The following is a 17,001-nucleotide window of genomic DNA, read 5'->3' as shown; positions in this document are numbered from 1 at the left end:
ATGGTAGACGCAAACACGGCCGTTCGACCAGTCCCCGCATTGCTGCCCGCGCTTGGCGCCACGACCTCATTGCAGGCGCTGGTGGCTCTGGCTCTGTTCGCGCCGGGCGTGGTGGCACCGCGCGCCCATATCGAGGTCTGGCAGCTCTCGATGTTCTCCTGCGCCGTGTTCGCGGTCGGCATTCCCGCCTCGTTCTGGGGCGGCGGCTTCATCGCCCGCCTGGGCTCGATGCGGATCGCGAGCCTCTGCGCGGCGGCGATCATCGCCAGCATGGCGCTGGCTTCGCTCGGCTCGACGGCGGCCCTGCTCGCAGCCGGCCTCTGTCTTGGCCTCGCCTTCGGACCGGAGACGCCCGCAAGCGCGGTGCTGCTGGCGCGGCTCGTGACGGCCGAGCGGCGCGCGTTCGTGTTCTCGGTTCGCCAGACCGGAAACCAGATCGGCGCCGTCTGCGGCTCGCTGGTTCTGCCCGCGATCGCAATCTCGCTCGGGCCCGCCTGGTGCTATGCCGCCGTGGGCGCCTGTGCGCTGCTGGCGATAGCGTGGTTCGAGCGCCTGCGGCCCGCCTACGCCGTCAAGGTCGTGCCACTGCCGGAGCTTAGCCTTCGCACGCGGCTGGCACTGGTGACCGCGGACCGGTGCATCGCAATGCTGGCGCTGGCCTCGATGCCCTTCAGCGCGATGCAGGTGTCGCTCAATACGGTCTTCGTCACGCTCGGCACCCGCGAGCTCGGCCTCAGCCATGTCGAGGCCGGCATGGCGCTTGCCTGCGCCCAGGCCGGCGGCCTGATCGGCCGGCTCGGCTGGGGCTTCGTCGCAACGCGCCTCAATGCCTCGCGCGGAGTTCTCGTCGTCATCGGCCTCGGTATGACGTTCTGCGCCGCGCTGCTGGGTCTCGATGGCGTATCGCTCGGGCGGACCGGCCAGTTCGCGATTGCAACTCTGTTCGGCCTGACGGCCTCCGGGTGGAACGGTGTCTTCGTCGCCGAGATCGCACGCCTCGCCCCGCAGGACAGGATTGGCGAAACCACCGGCGCGGTGCTGACCGCATCCTACGCCGGCCTCTTGGCAGCACCGGCGCTGGTGTCCTTCCTGGACAGCGCAGCCAGTCTCGGTGCCGCCTTCTTCGCCTTGGCTTGCCTCGCCCTCTGCGGCACATTGGCACTGGTCTGGGGAGGCCATGACAAAGGGAAGAAGTAGCGCGTGCGAGATTGCGGCCGACGTCTCCGCCGGACGAGCGAGTGCGGTCGAGACCGCCAAGGCCGCGCTTGCGCGCATCGAGGCCGCCAAGGCGCTGAACGCAGTGGTGACGACCGCTCCTGCGCGTACGCTTGCCGACGCCGCAGCGGTCGATGATCGCCTGCGTGCCGGCGAGACGATGCCGCTCGCCGGTGTCCCCGTCGTCGTCAAGGACAACATCTGGGTCCGTGACTGGCGTGTGACACAGGGCTCGCGCCTGTTCGCCGAATTCGTCGCGCCGCAGGATGCGATTGCAATCGAGCAGCTGCGCAAGGCCGGCGCCGTCGTCGTCGGCATCGGCGCAACGTCGGAATTCGCCTGCAAGGGCGTGACCACCTCGCCGCTGTATGGGCCAACGCGGCATCCGCGGGATCCCACGTTGACGCCCGGCGGCTCGTCGGGCGGCCCTGCCACGGCGGTTGCGGCCGGCCTCGTGCCGCTAGCGATCGGCACCGATGCGGGCGGCTCGAGCCGCAGGCCGCCGGCCCATGTCGGCGTCGCGGGGTTCAAACCGTCCTATGGCGCGATCCCCTATGGGCCAGGCTTCGCCGAACCGTTTTTCGGCCTCTCCGTCATCGCGCCGATCGCCACTGACGTTGCCGATATCGCGCTGGCGTTCGAGGCCATGGCCGGCGTCGATCCGCGCGATCCGGATTCAGCCGGCATCGCTCAAGAGGCCAAAAACATCGCCGGTCTGCGCATCGCGTTCTCGCCGCGCCTTGGGCTCGACGTCGCCGTCGACGATGTTGTCGCTGAAGGGCTCGCTTTCGCCATCGCGCGTCTCTCCGCCGCTGGCCTCAGCATCGCGCAGCGCGATCCCGTCTGGCCGGCGGGCGCGACGGAAGAGGCTATCATGCCGCTTCAGCAGGCCGGCCTCGCCGCACTCTATCGAGATGCCTTCCGCGAGGATCCGACCGTGTTCGATCCTGACATCGCCAGACAGATCGAGCGAGGGCTGTCGTGGTCGGGCGCCGACGTTGCCGGTGCGCTGCTGGCAAGCGCCGCAATCGCCAATGCTTTCGCGGCATTCTTCACCGAGGTTGATCTGCTGCTGGCGCCAACCGTTCCCTGTGTCGCCTGGCCATTCACCCAGCTCGGACCCGACATGATCGGTGGCCGCGCGGCGAGCCCGCGCGCGCACGCGGCGTTAACGCCCTTTGTCAATCATGCTCGTCTGCCGGCGATTTCGCTGCCGTGCGGAACGGATCGGTGCGAACTTCCATTCGGCCTTCAGGTCATCGCCGCGCGCGGACAAGACCGCACGCTGCTTGAAGCAGCGCAAGAGATCGCGGCCATGCTGCGAATATAATCCCGAGAGGCGGGCGGTGCGCTAATTGCCCGCTCAGTCTCCCAGCGGCCCTTTGGCGTCCCCGTCGCTCCCCTTCAGCAACTCGTATTTGATCCGCCGCATGCGCGCCTGGGCTTCGAGCGGTTTGCAATAGGCAGTTGACGCCGCAAGCAGATCGATGGTGGCGAGAAATGCATAGCGCGACGCCGTCGGCTTGAGCGCGTCGGGCGCCTCGGGCACGTGTACGCCAAGCGCAATATCGGCGATCGAGGCCAGCCTGCTTTGCGGCTTGGTAATTGCGATGACCAAGGCGCCGTATTGCTTGGCGATACTGGCTGCCTCGATCACCTCGTTGGCTGCACCGGTGGTCGAGATGGCAACGACGACATCATCCCGTCCGAAGGTCGCGGCAATCATGCGCATCAAGCTCGGATCGGAGGCATGCGAGACGGCAATCCCAAGACGAAAGAACCGGTTCTCAACCTCCGCCGCCGCAAGAGTGGAACCGCCCCCCACCCCGAACGCTGCAAGCTTCGAACAGCGGGAGATAGCTTCGGCAGCCCGCTCGATGTCCTCCTTGCGAAGTCCCTCCTCGGCAGCGGCAATTGCACGGCGAATTTCCTGAAACACCGACCGCCAGAGCGCGGGGCGCGCCAGATCGGTCCCGACATGCGGGGGAAGCTCAACGTAAATCCGCCCGACCGCCATTGCTTGAGCCAGCCTCACCTTGAGGTCGCGGACGCCCCGGCAACCGACGGAGCGGCTGAACCGGGTTACCGTCGGCTCGCTGACGCGCGCCCGACGGGCCAACTCGGAATTGCTGGCGTGAACGGCAAACTCCATATCGGCCAGCAGCACCGTGGCAACGCGTTGCTCGGACGGGCTGAGGCTTGGAGCGCTCTGCCTGATGAGGGAGATGATGTCGCCGGCCACGACATTGTCGTCGCCGGGCGGCTTCGAGACTGCTGCACCAACGGCTCTCGCCGGGTGATTTCGCTTTGCACGCGCCATTGCCCGCCCTTTCCCAGGTCAGATCAACCTGCGCCCTTGGCAAGAAGCTGCCGTAAGAAACCTTCAGCATCGACCAAACGTATATCGGCATGCCTCATCAAGAACAGCATTTTTCGCTTGATAATCGCCGAATTGTGTATGTAACTTTCAAACAAGCAATAGCGTGCCGTCAGCCCAACAGCTGAAAGGCACATCCCTGCACCGGGAAGCAGGCGGCTCAACAAGGCGGGAGGGCGATCATGAGATACGGTCCAAGTGTCTTGATGCGTGGCGTCGTGGGGCTGGCCACCGCGTCATTTTTGATTGCGCAGGCCAATGCCGCCACCCTGCTACGCGAAGCCACCATCGGAGAACCGCCGCCGCTCGATGTCATGCTGACGACCGCCGACGTCGCATCGGTCATCGGCCGCCACATCTTCGAGACCCTGTATGCGCTAGACTCGACCTATACGCCGCGTCCGATGCTGGCCGAGGGCGATCGCACGGAAGACGGCGGTCGGACCATCGTCATCAAGCTCCGCGAAGGTGTCCTCTTCCACAACGGCAAGGAGATGACCGCCAAGGACGTGGTCGCCTCGATGACGCGATGGGGCAGTTTCGGTGCGCGCGGCAAGCTCCTGATGGCGGCGGCTACGTCGGTCGAGGCGACCGGAAAGTATGAAGTCACGCTGAAATTGTCCGCGCCGAACGGCGCCTGGAAGGCTCTCATTGCGGACGTCAATGGCGGTCTTGTGATCTATCCGGAAGACATAGCCGCCAAAGCGGGGAACCGGCCGATCGAGCAAAAGGACTATGTCGGCACCGGGCCCTACAAGTTCGTGGAGTGGCGGCCGAACCGCTATGTCGAGGTGGAGAGGTTCGAGGGCTACAAGCCGGTGAAGGAAAAGGGTGACGGGTTCGCCGGCGCCCGCGTTGCGAGCTTCGACAAGATCCGGTTCATTCCGGTGCCTGACGTCGGCACGCGCGTGAGCGGCGTGCAGGCGGGTGACTACGACTACGCGGAAATGATCTCCGGCGATCTGTACGAGTCCCTGAGCAAAGATCCATCGGTTCAGGTGCAGCGTACCAACGCGCCGATCTTCGGCCTTTTCTTCATGAACTCGAAGCAGGGAATCCTGAAGGACAATTACAAGCTCCGCCGCGCCATCCAGACCGCGTTGGACAAGTCGCAGGCGCTGCGCGTCGCCTTCGGTCCCAAAGACCTGTGGAATGCCGAAGGATCGATCTTTCCCAATGGCACCCCCTGGTACTCGACGGAAGGCGCCTCAAATTATAGTGCGCACGATCCGAAGAAGGCCAAGGAGCTCGCAAAGGAGGCGGACTACACGGGGACGCCGATCCGCCTGCTGGTCTCGACGAACTATCAGGCACACTATGACGAAGCCTCTGTCTTCACCCGTCAGCTGGCCGACGCCGGAATCAATGTTCAGATGATGGTCGTCGATTGGGCGACCCTTCTGAAGATGCGCGGCCAGCCGGAACAGTGGGACATCTTCGTCACCCACCATTCCTTCGCGCCGGACCCGCTGCTGCTCACGTTCCTGAATGCGAGCTATCCCGGCTGGTGGGACAGCCCGGAGATCGGCTCGCTTCGGGCCGAGTTGATCAACACGACCGATCCAGCCGCGCGCAAGTCGACATGGGACAAGATCGAGTCGCTGATCTATGAGCAGGTACCGGTGATGAAAGTAGGCGATGCCTACACCTACGACATTGCTTCTCCCAAGCTCAAGGGGCTCAACCCAAACGGTCCCGTGTTCTGGAATGTGTCCACGAAATAAGGACGGGCAATGAGGCCGCGAGGACTGTCGAGCGCCGGCGCCGGCGCGCATCGTTGCCGCTGACAGGCGCCCAATCACATGTGGTCTTACGCATTCAAGCGCGCAGGAACGACGGCGGTGACGCTGCTGGCAGCGTCCATCATCATCTTCGCGTTCATCCATATCGTGCCGGGTGACCCGATCTATGTTTTGCTCGGTGATACCGCGACTCCCGACCAGATCGACGCCTTGCGACACCAGCTCGGTCTCGACCAGCCGATCATCCTGCAATATCTCACTTGGGCCGGCCATGTGCTCGAGGGCGACCTCGGGCGGTCGATCTTCTTCCAGGCGCCCGTGCTGTCGGTGATTGCCGATGGCGCCGAGACCAGCACCTTGCTCGCCACCATGACGATGATCTGGGTTGCCGTCATCGGCGTGCCGATCGGAATGATTGCGGCGGTCCGGCACGGCACGTGGCTCGATCAGGGATTGTCCGGTGGGGCGATGCTGATGGCCTCGATACCCACGTTCTGGGTCGGGCTCTATCTGATCCTGATCTTCGCCGCGTGGCTCGGCTGGTTTCCGAGCTCCGGCTATCCGTCGATCTTCGAAGGCGGTGTCGTCAATCTCCGCTATCTCGTCCTCCCCAGCCTGGCGCTTGCGGCTCCGAATGCTGCTTTGATCCTGCGGCTGACGCGCGCCAGCATGCTCGACGTCTCCCGGGAGGACTACGTGCGCACGGCGCGGGCAAAGGGAATCCGGCCGTGGCAGGTCGTGCGCCGCCACATCTGGCGCAATGCACTCCTGGCGGTCGTCTCGGCCTTTGGCTTCACCTTCGCCGCGCTGCTGTCCGAGGCGGTGGTGACCGAAACCGTGTTTGCCCTGCCCGGCATCGGACGCCTCGTCGTTCAGTCGATCCTTCGCCGAGACTACCCTGTGATCCAGGGCGTCATCCTGGTCATCGTGGTGGTTTATCTCCTGATCAATCTGATCGTCGATCTGAGCTATCGTCTGCTCGATTCGCGGGTTGAACTTCAATGAGCAGCAACAGCGTGACATTGTGGCTCAAGCCGTTCATCGCCCGCCCGATCGCGCTGGCCGGGCTCGGCGTCCTTCTGGCGACTGTGCTCGCCGCGGTCTTCGCACCCTGGCTGTCGCCTTACGATCCGTATGCCATCGATCCCCTGATCCGCCTGACGCCCCCGAACATGACCCACTGGTTCGGCACCGACCAATTCGGCCGGGATACCCTGTCGCGCACCATTCATTCAGCACGCATGGCACTTTTGATCGGCTCGGGCGTGGTCGTCTTCGCTCTCGCGACAGGCGTTCCGGCCGGCGTACTTTCCGCACTGTTCCCGCGGCTGGGTCACCTGCTGATGCGCATGGTCGACGTGCTGATGGCCTTCCCGACTCTGCTTCTCGCACTTGGCCTGATTGTCATCTTGAGCCCGAGTGTGGCCACCGTCATTCTGGCCATTGGGATCGGCTACATGACGACGACGACCCGCATCGTCTACGGACTGACGCTGCGCTTGCGCGCGGAAACCTATGTCGAGGCGTCCCGCAGCATGGGCGCCGGAGCGGCATGGCTCATCAGTCGGCACATCTTGCCGAACCTGGTCTCGCCACTTCTCGTGCAGGCCAGCTTCGTCTTCGCGTTCGCGCAGCTCGGCGCGGCTTCACTCGATTTCCTGGGCCTCGGCGCCCCTCCGGACATTCCGAGCTGGGGCAATATGCTGGCGGAGTCACGGACCTTCATCACCCGCGCGCCGTGGCTGCTCTTCTTCCCGGGCATGATGATCGTGGCGACGGCATTTTCTCTGAACCTGGTCGGCGATGCATTGCGCGATCGACTCGATCCGCGGTTCCGTCAAGTCTTTGGTGAGAAGGGTTAGGCCGTGCTGACAGTTTGCGACCTTACGGTGTCAGTGGGGCCGGAAACCGCGCCGGTCGACATCGTCGCGGGCGTGTCCTTCGGCTTGGCCAAGGGCGAAATCCTCGGCCTCGTCGGCGAGTCCGGCTGCGGAAAGAGCATGACCTCGCTTGCGGTCATGGGATTGCTGCCGCAGCCCGGTCCCCGAGTCCGGGCCGGGCGCGTCCTGTTGGAGGGCTGCGACGTAACGCAGCTGCAGCCCTGGCAACGTGTCGAAGCGGGCCACGGCCGCATGGCAATGATCTTTCAGGAGCCGATGACCTCACTGAACCCTGTTCGTCGGATCGGCGATCAGATCGCCGAAGCCGTACGCGTGCATGAGGGAATTTCGGGCGCAGCGGCGCTGGTCCGTGCGCGCGAACTGCTCGAACTGGTACGTATGCCCGACCCCAAAATGCAGCTGTCCGCGTATCCCCATCAGTTGTCCGGAGGCCAACGCCAGCGGGTCATGATCGCGATTGCGCTGGCCTGCAGGCCACAGGTGCTGGTCGCCGACGAACCGACCACTGCGCTGGATGTCACCATACAGGTTCAGATTCTCGGGCTCTTGCGCGAGCTCTGCAATCGGCTCGATATGGCGATATTGTTCATCACTCACGACATGGGAGTCATTGCGCAGCTCGCCGATCGTGTCGCTGTCATGTACGCCGGCCAGATCGTGGAAACCGCTTCAGTCGATGCGCTGTTCGGCGCACCCCGTCATCATTACACCCGCGGACTGATGGATTGCATGCCGTCGCGAAATTCCGGCGCGCGCCGGCTGCCGACCATTTCTGGTCAGCCGCCGCTGCCAGGTTCGGTCGCCGCTGGCTGCGTGTTTGCCTTGCGTTGCGCAGCGGTGCGCGATGAGTGCCGCGTGGCGACCCCGCCCCGCCTGGAGGCTTCCCAAGGGCACGAGGTGCTCTGCGCGTTTCCGCTGGCCGGCGGAGAGCTGCCATGAGCGGCAATGTAATCCTCGAGGTCCGGGACATGATGGTCTCGTTCAGTGCCAGGCGGGCCGGTCGGAAATACCGGGTGCAGGCGGTGGATGGTGTATCGCTGTCGCTGGCCGAAGGCGAGGTCCTCGGGATCGTGGGCGAGTCCGGCTGCGGCAAGACCACGCTGGGCCGAGCCCTCGTCGGGCTGGTCCAGCCCGACAGCGGCAACTTCAATTTGAAGGGAACCGAAATGATCGGAGCCCGCGGCTCCGGCCTCCGCGAGATGCGTCTGAGCGTCCGGATGGTTTTCCAGGACCCCAATGCATCGCTCAACCCGCGGCGCGCAATTGGAGATTCGGTGGCGGAGGCGGCCGACATCAGCGGCTTCTTCAAGAACCGCGCCGAGCGCAGCGCGGCCATAGCTGCCACCTTGACGGCCGTCGGGTTGAACCCGTCTTTCGCCGCTCGCTACCCCTACGAACTGAGTGGCGGGCAACGGCAACGGGTCGGAATCGCACGCGCCATTCTTCCCACGCCGTGCATCATCGTCGCCGACGAGCCGGTCTCGGCCCTCGACGTGTCCGTGCAGGCCCAAGTGCTCAATCTGATGATGGATCTGCGTGACCAATTGAGACTGTCGATGCTCTTCATCTCGCACGACCTTGGCGTGATCGGGCAGATCAGCAGCCGCGTTGCTGTCATGTATATGGGCCGCATCGTGGAGCAGGCCGGGACGCGGACGGTCCTGGATCATCCGCTCCATCCCTATACGCGCGCGTTGGTGGCGGCAATTCCGAAGCCCGATCCATCGAAACGGATCCAGGGCGCGATCGAAATGGGTGAACCGCCAAGCCTCTTCACGCGACCGCACGGCTGTGCATATGCGCCCCGCTGCCCTATGGCCAGCGATCGCTGTCTCGTCGATGTGCCACAACTTCGATTTGTCGGTGCGGACGGTCGGACGATCGCCTGCCACAACGTATAACCAGCGAGTGCCGCGCGCCGCGAAATGACGCAACGCCTACGATTGATTTCTCCTCTATTCGAGCGATCCAATTCAAGCGGCGGCAGTCCGCGGCCGCCATGCGGCTGGCGGGTGCAAATCGGGAAGCCTGACGCCTGTTGCACCGCGATGTTAATCGCGACGCAACATTCAAAATGAGACTGCCCGTTAAGCCGCGCACGGCTCCAGCACGTGCGCTGCATCGGAGTTCGGTTAGCCTCCGTTTCAAGCACCGTTAGCCTTGTCCGAACGCCGCACCGCGCGGCGGGCGCGTCAAGGCGCGGTGAAAAACAGTGACAAGAACGCCCAGGGAGGAGAGCAATGTTGAAAGGCAGTCTAGGACTGATCGCGTTGAGCAGCCTGTTACTTTCGGGCACCGCCTTCGCACAGGAGAAGATCAAGGTCGGCGTCACCGCGACGCTCGAAGGCACCTACACCGTACTCGGCGAGGACGGCATCCGCGGCTTCCAGACGGCCCTCAACGTCCTCGGCAAGAAGGTCGGCGACAAGGAACTCGAATTTGTCATCGCCTCGACCGACGCGACGCCGGACTCCGCCGTACGAGCCGTGCGCAAGCTGATCGAGCAGGACAAGGTACAGATCCTGCTGTCGCCGCTCTCTGGTGACGAAGGCATCGCGGTCAAAAATTTTGCAAAGACCCATCCCGAACTGACCTTCATCAACGCCGCCTCCGGGGCCCAGGAAACGACCTATGTCGATCCGGCTCCGAACTTTTTCCGCTACAACATGGACGGTGCGCAGTGGCAGGTGGGCCTCGGCAAATATGCTTATGACGAAAAGAAGTATCGCAAGATCGCGACCGTCGGCGAAGACTACTCCTTCATCTATACGCAGGTGTTCGGCCTCGTGCTCGAGTTCTGCGGTGCCGGCGGACAGGTCACCAACCGGCAATGGGTGCCGCTCGGCACCAAGGACTTTGCCTCGGTCATCGCCGCACTGCCCGACGACGTCGACGCAATCTATCTCGGCCTCGGCGGCGCCGACGCCGTCAACTTCCTGAATCAGTACCAGCAGGCCGGCGGCAAGGCGCATCTGATGGGCGGCTCGATCATGATCGACCAGACCATCCTGTCGTCCAAGGGAAACGCCAAGAATGCCCTGATCGGCACGCTGGCCGCGAGCGGCCAGGCCGACACTTGGGAGAACCCAAGTTGGCAGAAGTTCGTGAAGGACTATCAGGACGCCTTCCCGCCCAACAAGCGCTTCCCGAGCCCATCGCTGCTCGCCACCAACTATTACGGCTCGACCATGGCGCTGATCCAGGCGCTCCGCCAGGTCAATGGCGATCTCTCCAACAATCAGGCCAAGTACAAGGAGGCCCTTGCCAAGATCGAGATCGACGCACCCAACGGCAAGATCAAGCTGGACTCCAACCGCCAGGCGATCGGCACCAACTTCGTCACCGAGGTTGTCGACGACGGCAAGGGCGCGCTGTTCTCGAAGGTCGTGAAGGTGATCCCGGACGTCAACCAAACGCTGGGCTACGATCCCGCGGTGTTCGCCAAAATCGGTTTGCCGAGCCGCACAGTACCGGAATGTAAGAAATACTGACCTAGTCTCATTCGCGAGCGATGACCGGCCGGGGAGAGATTTGCCAGAAGCGCGACACGTGCGCCCTTGCATTCTCTCCTCGGTTGTTGAACGCTACCAAAAAATACCAAGAGCTTTTGGGAGGAGAGGCATGAGCCGGGCGCTCGCCGTCTTCCACGGCCGCTTTGGTCGGGCGACGGTCTATCAGTTGAACCGCCCTTTCAACATCCACGCACATCGCGAAGGTCATTTGATCTTCCATGTCGGCGGGCGTTCCGCATGCATCGATGTCAGTGACGGACGTTACGAGCTCACCGAAGGTTCCGTCGTCGCGGTCAATCCGTGGGAGCCGCATAATTTCCTGCCGTCCGATCTCGAAGGCGGCGCCGTTTTCTTCGTGCTCTACGTCAATGCGGAGTGGTTTGCGCCCGACGCGCCCGGCGCCGACCGCCTGCGCTTCGGCCGCACCCAGTTCACGCGGTCCGTTGCGCTGGACAAGCACATCAGGCACGCAGCCGCCCTCGTGTGCGGCGCTCCCTCGCTCAACAGCCTCGATGGCGAGCTGAGAAGCCTGATCGACATCTGTTATGACGAAAGCTGGCAACAGGCGGCGACCGCGCGCGATCCGCGCGCAAACGGTTCCGTCACGGATTTTCGCGTGCGCAAGTGCATCAAGATGATGTCGGAGAGTCCTGGCGCCGAGATCGAGCTCGATACCATCGCGCGCGAATCTGGCCTTTCCCGGCCGCATTTCTACCGGCTCTTCCGCACCCAGACCGGCGTCACGCCACACCTCTATCTCAACACGCTGATGATGGAGCAGGCGCTGGAGGCGCTGGTGGCGAGCGAAGCGCCGATCGCCGATATCGGCTTCGATCTCGGCTTCTCGTCGCAGAGCGGATTCACCCGCTTCTTCGCTGCCAATGTCGGCATGGCGCCGACCGATTATCGCCGCGCGGCCAAGGTTTTGCGCGCCTGAGGTCACGCGAAAAGATACTCACGATCAAGCGCCTCCGTTACAGCCGCATTAGGATGCGACAAACGCGATCCCGAAACGAGGATCGCGCGCGATAGGGAGCGCACGTTCATGGCAGGGCTTGCGGCCGGCGACGGTCTGCGTGCCCCTCCGCCCCGCTTGCGGGGTGAGAGATGGGGTGACGCGAAGACGGAGCGGCGATAATGACCCGCTTTGTCGAACGCCATCCCGCCTGGGCACTGATTGTCATCATCGCAATCGCGGTAGCACTCTGGCTGATTTTCGCAGTGTGGCCGCAGAGCGTCGAAGATGCGTTCGGCCGCAAGCGGGTCTTCCTCAACGCGCTCTTCAACGGCATCACGCTCGGCGGTCTCTATTTCCTTGTCGCCAGCGGCTTTACGCTGATCTTCGGCTTAATGCGTAACGTCAACCTCGCGCACGGCTCGCTCTATTTGTTCGGCGGCTATGTCGGCTACGCCATCAGCGTCGCGACCGGTTCATGGGTCCTCAGCTTCATCGTCGCTTTCATCCTGACGGCACTGGTCGGCGTCCTGCTCCAGGTCCTCGTCTTCCGCCGCATGGAAGGCCAGGACCTGCGCCAGACCATGGTGACGATCGGACTCTCGATCGTGTTCGCCGATTTGATGCTGTGGGCATGCGGTGGCGATTTCTATCAGATCCAGACCCCGAACTGGCTGATCGGACCTGTGGAGCTGCCGCTGGTCACTGCGGTCAAGTCCTCTGGTGAGCCGGTCTATCTCCGCTATCCCCTGGTCCGACTCGTGATCTTCGTCGCCTCCGTCGTGATCGGCGTGGCGATGTGGCTGGCGCTCAACCGCACGCGCATCGGCATGATCATCCGCGCCGGGGTCGACGATCGCGACATCCTGGCTGCGACCGGAGTACGGATCCAACTCGTTTTCGTGGTGGTGTTTGCGCTCGGCGCCGGCCTCGCTGGCGTTGCGGGCGTTGTCGGCGGAACGTTCCAGTCGCTCTCACCCGGCGAGGATATCCGCTTCCTGCTCGCCTCCCTCGTCGTTGTGATCGTCGGTGGCATGGGCTCGATCCCAGGGGCTGCGCTGGGCGCGCTCATCATCGGCCTCGCCGAACAGCTCGGCTCGGTCTACATCCCGACCTACGCCATCGTCGTGACCTTCCTGATCATGGTTTTGGTGCTGGCAATTCGGCCGCAGGGCCTGTTGACGAGGCGCTGACATGTCCCTCGCCCACGACGCCCGCGTCCCGGTTCGTCCCGCCACTGCGGTGCAGCGCTCGAAATTGCGCGGATGGCCGGAGATCGACAATCCGGCGGCCTGGGCCGTCGCGGCCATTCTCCTAATCATGCCCCTGATCGCCAACGGCTTCTTCCTGATCGAGATCTTTGCGACCACGCTGATCCTCGGAACCATGGCGCTGAGTCTGATGTTTCTTGCCGGCTATGGCGGCATGGTCAGCCTGATGCAGCTCACCATCGCGGGTTTCTCCGCCTATATGGTCGCGGTGTTTGGCGTCAGCGGCAACGCCAATATCAGCCTGGGCTGGCCGTGGTGGCTTGCGGTCCCAATGGCGCTCGCGCTCGCGACCATATTCGGCACGCTCGGCGGCGCGCTGGCGGTGCGCACCGAGGGCATCTACACCATCATGATCACGCTCGCGATCGGCGCGGCGTTCTATTATTTCACTAACCAGAACTGGGCGATCTTCAACGGTCATACCGGCATCAATACCGTTGCCACACCGCATTTCTGGGGCGTCAACTGGCGCGCCGACATTCCATTCTACTATATCGTCCTCGCAGTAGCCGCGCTGTGCTACTTCGCCGTCGACTACATCTCCCGCGCACCGTTCGGCCTCGCGTTGCAAGGTGTCCGCGACAATCCCCGCCGCATGGCGGCACTCGGCTTCAACGTCAATGCGCATCGCGTCGCGGCCTACGTCTTCGCGTCCTTCGTCGCGGCGCTGGCAGGGGTACTCCAGGTCTGGAATTACCGGCAGATTTCGCCGGGATCCGTGAGCGTTGGGGCCTGCATCGATATCCTCATCATCGCAGTCGTCGGCGGCATCACGCGTCCCATCGGACCCTTTATCGGCGCGCTGATCTTCGTACTGCTGCGGACCTTCGCACTCGACTTCCTGGTCAAGCTGGGGCTCGACGGCAACCGCTTTCGGCTCCTGATCGGCCTCGGCTTCCTCGCTATCGTGTTCTGGTCCTCGGACGGCGTCATCGGACTCTGGCAGAGCTGGCGGCGCCGCCAACGCTCCGGCGCGGCAAGTTCAAGCGGACGACGTGGCCGAGAATCTGACCAAGGATCCAGCCAAGGATCCCACCATGGATAGCGTCGCGCAACGCCTCTCTGTCGTGGGCGCCGGCGCGGCGCTGGAGCTGCGCGGCGTGACACGTCTGTTCGGCGCGCTGGCGGCACTCACCGACATCACCATTACCGTCCGCCCCGGCGAACGGCGCGCCGTGCTTGGCTCTAACGGCGCCGGCAAGACTACGCTGTTCAACTGCATCACCGGCGACTTCCCACCTTCTTCCGGCACCATCCGCTTCTTCGGCGAGGACGTCACGCACTTCCCGCCCTATGAGCGCATCCGCCGTGGCCTGCGCCGGACTTACCAGATCTCCGCGCTGTTTCCGGGCCTTACCGTCCAGGACAATGTCTACCTCGCCTGCCGTGGCGTCTCACGGGGACGCTTCTCGTTTCTCCGCCCCGGTCAGAACGATGCGTTGATGCACGCGGCCGAAAATCTCGTGCAGGCCGTCCATCTCTCGGGCGTGAAGGATCAGCGCGTTGCCGAGCTCGCGCATGGCCAGCAGCGCCAGCTCGAGATCGCACTTGCGCTTGCCGGCGCGCCGCGATTCGTCCTGTTCGATGAACCCGCCGCGGGGCTGTCGCCGACCGAGCGTGCCGAGCTGATCGAGATATTGACCTCCCTGCCCGCGCATATCGGCTACATCATCATCGAGCACGACATGGACGTCGCCCTGCGCGTCGTCGAGAGCGTCACGATGATGCACAACGGGCGGATCTTCAAGGAAGGCCGTCCGCAAGAGATCGAGTCCGATCCCGAAGTGCAGGAGCTTTACCTCGGAGGCGGCCATGAATGAGGTCCGCCGTACCGCCGCCGCGCTCGAAGTCCGCGGCCTGGACGTCTATTACGGCCATTCGCATGCGCTGCAGGGCGTGGATCTGACGCTCGAGGCCGGCGTGTTCTCGGTCGTTGGCCGCAACGGCATGGGCAAGACCACGCTATGCAAGGCCATCATGGGGCTGGTGCCGGTCAGCGGCGGCTCGATCCGCATCCGCGGGGATGAGATCACCCGACAGCCGCCTGCCCACATAGCCCGACTCGGCGTCGGCTACGTTCCGCAGGGACGGCGGCTGTGGCGTTCACTCAGCGTCGATGAGCATCTGCGGCTTGCCGCCGGCTTGCGCCGCGGCGCCTGGACGGTCGAGCGCATCTACAAGACGTTTCCGCGGTTGGCCGAGCGCAAGGATCACGGCGGCGGCCAGCTCTCCGGCGGCGAGCAACAGATGCTTGCGATCTCGCGCGCGTTGCTCACCAACCCGCGGCTCCTGATCATGGACGAGCCCACTGAGGGGCTCGCGCCCGTCATCGTGGCCCAGGTCGAGGAGATGCTGCTACGACTTGGCGAGGACGGCGACATGTCCGTGCTCGTGATCGAGCAGAATATCGGCGTGGCGACCGCCGTGTCGCGCAATGTCGCGATCATGGTCAACGGCCGCGTCAACCGCATCATCGATTCGGTGCGGCTTGCCGCCGATCGCGAACTGCAGCAGCGCCTGCTCGGTGTCGGAATGCACGCCGGACTCGAGCTCGACCTCGACGTGCCACCGGCGGATACGGAAGCGAAGCCTCCTCCGCAGCAGACGCGTCCAGGCGGCGCGATCCGCATCTACATGTCAAACCCGACGCCGCCGACACGGTGGTCGCAACCTGTGCCGATCGCCCGCATCGAGGCTGCGGCCCGCATGTTCTCGACACAGGTGATGCGACTCGACGAGACGGCACGGCGACGGCGCGAACCGGTCGCCGCACAAACGCAGGGCCCTCCGGTCGTCCTCGTCGTCGGTACGCTCGACACCAAGGGCACGGAGCTCCGCTTCATCCGCGACATCATCGCCGGGACCGGCCTGCGAACCCGATTGGTCGATGTCTCCACCAGCGGCAGGCACGCGGCCAGCGACGTCTCCGCCCAGGAGATTGCCTTGAACCATGGTCGCGGCGGATCGGCGGTATTCGGACCCGACCGCGGCGCCGCCGTCGCCGCGATGGCCGAGGCCTTCGCCAGCTGGTTGCGACGCCAGAACAATGTTGCCGGCGTGATTTCTGCCGGTGGCTCGGGCGCAGCGTCGCTGGTCGCGCCCGGTATGCGGATGCTTCCTGTCGGGGTGCCGAAGCTCATCGTCTCGTCCGTCGCCTCTGGCGACGTCGGGCCCTATGTCGGCCCCGCGGACATCACCATGATGCATTCGGTTACCGACGTTCAGGGCCTCAACTCGATCTCGCGCGCCGTGCTGGCCAACGGCGCCAACGCGCTGGCCGGCATGGTCAAGGCGCGCCTTGATCAGCATTCGCGGAAGGATCGCGGCGACAGCGGATTGCCGTCGGTCGGCATCACCATGTTTGGTGTCACCACGCCGGCGGGGCAGAAGATCGCGGCCGACTTGCGCGAGGATTTCGAGTGCCTGGTCTTCCACGCCACCGGCGTCGGAGGACGCTCAATGGAGAAGCTCGTCGATTCCGGACAGCTCGCAGGCGTCATCGACCTCACGACCACGGAGGTCGGCGATCTCCTGATGGGCGGCGTGTTCCCGGCCATCGACGACCGCTTTGGCGCCATCATCCGCAGCCGGGTGCCTTATGTCGGCTCGGTGGGCGCTCTGGACATGGTGAATTTCGGCGCCCCCGAGACCATCCCGGAGCGCTACCGCGGCAGGAAATTCCACGTCCACAACCCGCAGGTCACGCTGATGCGCACCACTGCAGAGGAGAACGAGCGCATGGGGCACTGGATCGCCGACCGGCTCAACCGGATGGACGGCCCGGTGCGCTTCTTCCTGCCTGAGGGCGGTGTCTCCGCGCTCGACGCGCGAGGACAGTCATTCTGGGATCCGGACGCCGATGCGGCGCTGTTCCGCACGCTGGAGCGCAACGTGCGGCAGACCGCCAACCGTCAGCTCATCCGCATTCCCAAGAATATCAATGACCCCGAGTTCGCCTCCACCATCGTCAGCGCGTTCCGAACATTGTTCGGCCGCATTGGGGCGCGCCGGAGACTAGCGAGGTGACC

General features: G+C 64.2%; 14 protein-coding genes. 13 read left to right on the top strand and 1 reads right to left on the bottom strand.

Annotated elements, in window-relative coordinates:
• On the top strand, positions 1–1,197 hold the full coding sequence (locus ACFQX9_RS03140; RefSeq protein WP_377786517.1) for an MFS transporter: 1,197 nt from the start codon (positions 1–3) through the stop codon (positions 1,195–1,197).
• Positions 1,178–2,545 carry an amidase gene (locus ACFQX9_RS03135; RefSeq protein ID WP_377786515.1) on the top strand — a complete coding sequence of 456 codons (1,368 nt, stop codon included), beginning with the start codon at positions 1,178–1,180 and terminating at the stop codon, positions 2,543–2,545. The genes ACFQX9_RS03140 and ACFQX9_RS03135 overlap by 20 nt, the downstream gene beginning before the upstream one ends.
• Positions 2,546–2,578: 33 nt before the next feature.
• Here ACFQX9_RS03135 and ACFQX9_RS03130 read toward each other — a convergent pair whose 3' ends face one another.
• On the bottom strand, positions 2,579–3,535 hold the full coding sequence (locus ACFQX9_RS03130; protein ID WP_377786513.1) for a MurR/RpiR family transcriptional regulator: 957 nt from the start codon (positions 3,533–3,535) through the stop codon (positions 2,579–2,581).
• A 239-nt stretch (positions 3,536–3,774) separates the two neighbouring features.
• Between ACFQX9_RS03130 and ACFQX9_RS03125 the strand changes: the two genes are divergently transcribed.
• The 11 genes from ACFQX9_RS03125 (at position 3,775) to ACFQX9_RS03075 (ending at position 16,999) form a co-directional block, all read left to right on the top strand.
• Positions 3,775–5,316, top strand: coding sequence for an ABC transporter substrate-binding protein (locus ACFQX9_RS03125; protein ID WP_085350846.1), 1,542 nt, complete (start codon positions 3,775–3,777; stop codon positions 5,314–5,316).
• A gap of 78 nt (positions 5,317–5,394) precedes the next feature.
• Positions 5,395–6,339, top strand: coding sequence for an ABC transporter permease (locus ACFQX9_RS03120; RefSeq protein ID WP_085350845.1), 945 nt, complete (start codon positions 5,395–5,397; stop codon positions 6,337–6,339).
• Complete coding sequence (locus ACFQX9_RS03115) at positions 6,336–7,196, top strand: ABC transporter permease (RefSeq protein WP_018458745.1); 861 nt, start codon at positions 6,336–6,338, stop codon at positions 7,194–7,196. The genes ACFQX9_RS03120 and ACFQX9_RS03115 overlap by 4 nt, the downstream gene beginning before the upstream one ends.
• Positions 7,197–7,199: 3 nt before the next feature.
• The gene (locus tag ACFQX9_RS03110) at positions 7,200–8,174 is read left to right on the top strand and encodes an ABC transporter ATP-binding protein (RefSeq protein ID WP_026233650.1); all 975 of its coding nucleotides are present in this window, start codon (positions 7,200–7,202) and stop codon (positions 8,172–8,174) included.
• On the top strand, positions 8,171–9,136 hold the full coding sequence (locus ACFQX9_RS03105) for an ABC transporter ATP-binding protein (protein ID WP_018458743.1): 966 nt from the start codon (positions 8,171–8,173) through the stop codon (positions 9,134–9,136). The genes ACFQX9_RS03110 and ACFQX9_RS03105 overlap by 4 nt, the downstream gene beginning before the upstream one ends.
• A gap of 339 nt (positions 9,137–9,475) precedes the next feature.
• Positions 9,476–10,726, top strand: a complete 1,251-nt coding sequence (locus ACFQX9_RS03100; RefSeq protein WP_026233649.1) for an ABC transporter substrate-binding protein — start codon at positions 9,476–9,478, stop codon at positions 10,724–10,726.
• A gap of 130 nt (positions 10,727–10,856) precedes the next feature.
• Positions 10,857–11,684, top strand: coding sequence for an AraC family transcriptional regulator (locus ACFQX9_RS03095; protein ID WP_027569321.1), 828 nt, complete (start codon positions 10,857–10,859; stop codon positions 11,682–11,684).
• Between the two features lie 200 nt (positions 11,685–11,884).
• Positions 11,885–12,895 carry a branched-chain amino acid ABC transporter permease gene (locus tag ACFQX9_RS03090; protein ID WP_018458740.1) on the top strand — a complete coding sequence of 337 codons (1,011 nt, stop codon included), beginning with the start codon at positions 11,885–11,887 and terminating at the stop codon, positions 12,893–12,895.
• A gap of 1 nt (position 12,896) precedes the next feature.
• Positions 12,897–14,018, top strand: coding sequence for a branched-chain amino acid ABC transporter permease (locus ACFQX9_RS03085; protein WP_018458739.1), 1,122 nt, complete (start codon positions 12,897–12,899; stop codon positions 14,016–14,018).
• A complete protein-coding gene (locus ACFQX9_RS03080) occupies positions 14,011–14,793 on the top strand; it encodes an ABC transporter ATP-binding protein (RefSeq protein WP_007593014.1) in 783 nt (260 codons plus the stop codon). Before ACFQX9_RS03085 ends, ACFQX9_RS03080 begins: the two co-directional genes overlap by 8 nt.
• The gene (locus ACFQX9_RS03075; protein WP_247337534.1) at positions 14,786–16,999 is read left to right on the top strand and encodes an ABC transporter permease; all 2,214 of its coding nucleotides are present in this window, start codon (positions 14,786–14,788) and stop codon (positions 16,997–16,999) included. The genes ACFQX9_RS03080 and ACFQX9_RS03075 overlap by 8 nt, the downstream gene beginning before the upstream one ends.
• Positions 17,000–17,001 lie beyond the last annotated feature (2 nt).

Origin of the sequence: Bradyrhizobium sp. GCM10028915, assembly GCF_042666195.1 — a bacterium.
GTDB lineage: Bacteria > Pseudomonadota > Alphaproteobacteria > Rhizobiales > Xanthobacteraceae > Bradyrhizobium > Bradyrhizobium canariense_D.
The sequence above is the reverse complement of the archived record's forward strand: the minus strand, read 5'-3'. Positions and strand labels throughout refer to the sequence as shown.

Bases quoted from the DNA above. Each gene is read 5' to 3' on its own strand.
- ACFQX9_RS03140 (WP_377786517.1), top strand. From the start codon at position 1: ATGGTAGACGCAAACACGGCCGTTCGACCAGTCCCCGCATTGCTGCCC.
- ACFQX9_RS03135 (WP_377786515.1), top strand. From the start codon at position 1,178: ATGACAAAGGGAAGAAGTAGCGCGTGCGAGATTGCGGCCGACGTCTCC.
- ACFQX9_RS03130 (WP_377786513.1), bottom strand. From the start codon at position 3,535: ATGGCGCGTGCAAAGCGAAATCACCCGGCGAGAGCCGTTGGTGCAGCA.
- ACFQX9_RS03125 (WP_085350846.1), top strand. From the start codon at position 3,775: ATGAGATACGGTCCAAGTGTCTTGATGCGTGGCGTCGTGGGGCTGGCC.
- ACFQX9_RS03120 (WP_085350845.1), top strand. From the start codon at position 5,395: ATGTGGTCTTACGCATTCAAGCGCGCAGGAACGACGGCGGTGACGCTG.
- ACFQX9_RS03115 (WP_018458745.1), top strand. From the start codon at position 6,336: ATGAGCAGCAACAGCGTGACATTGTGGCTCAAGCCGTTCATCGCCCGC.
- ACFQX9_RS03105 (WP_018458743.1), top strand. From the start codon at position 8,171: ATGAGCGGCAATGTAATCCTCGAGGTCCGGGACATGATGGTCTCGTTC.
- ACFQX9_RS03100 (WP_026233649.1), top strand. From the start codon at position 9,476: ATGTTGAAAGGCAGTCTAGGACTGATCGCGTTGAGCAGCCTGTTACTT.
- ACFQX9_RS03095 (WP_027569321.1), top strand. From the start codon at position 10,857: ATGAGCCGGGCGCTCGCCGTCTTCCACGGCCGCTTTGGTCGGGCGACG.
- ACFQX9_RS03090 (WP_018458740.1), top strand. From the start codon at position 11,885: ATGACCCGCTTTGTCGAACGCCATCCCGCCTGGGCACTGATTGTCATC.
- ACFQX9_RS03085 (WP_018458739.1), top strand. From the start codon at position 12,897: ATGTCCCTCGCCCACGACGCCCGCGTCCCGGTTCGTCCCGCCACTGCG.
- ACFQX9_RS03080 (WP_007593014.1), top strand. From the start codon at position 14,011: ATGGATAGCGTCGCGCAACGCCTCTCTGTCGTGGGCGCCGGCGCGGCG.
- ACFQX9_RS03075 (WP_247337534.1), top strand. From the start codon at position 14,786: ATGAATGAGGTCCGCCGTACCGCCGCCGCGCTCGAAGTCCGCGGCCTG.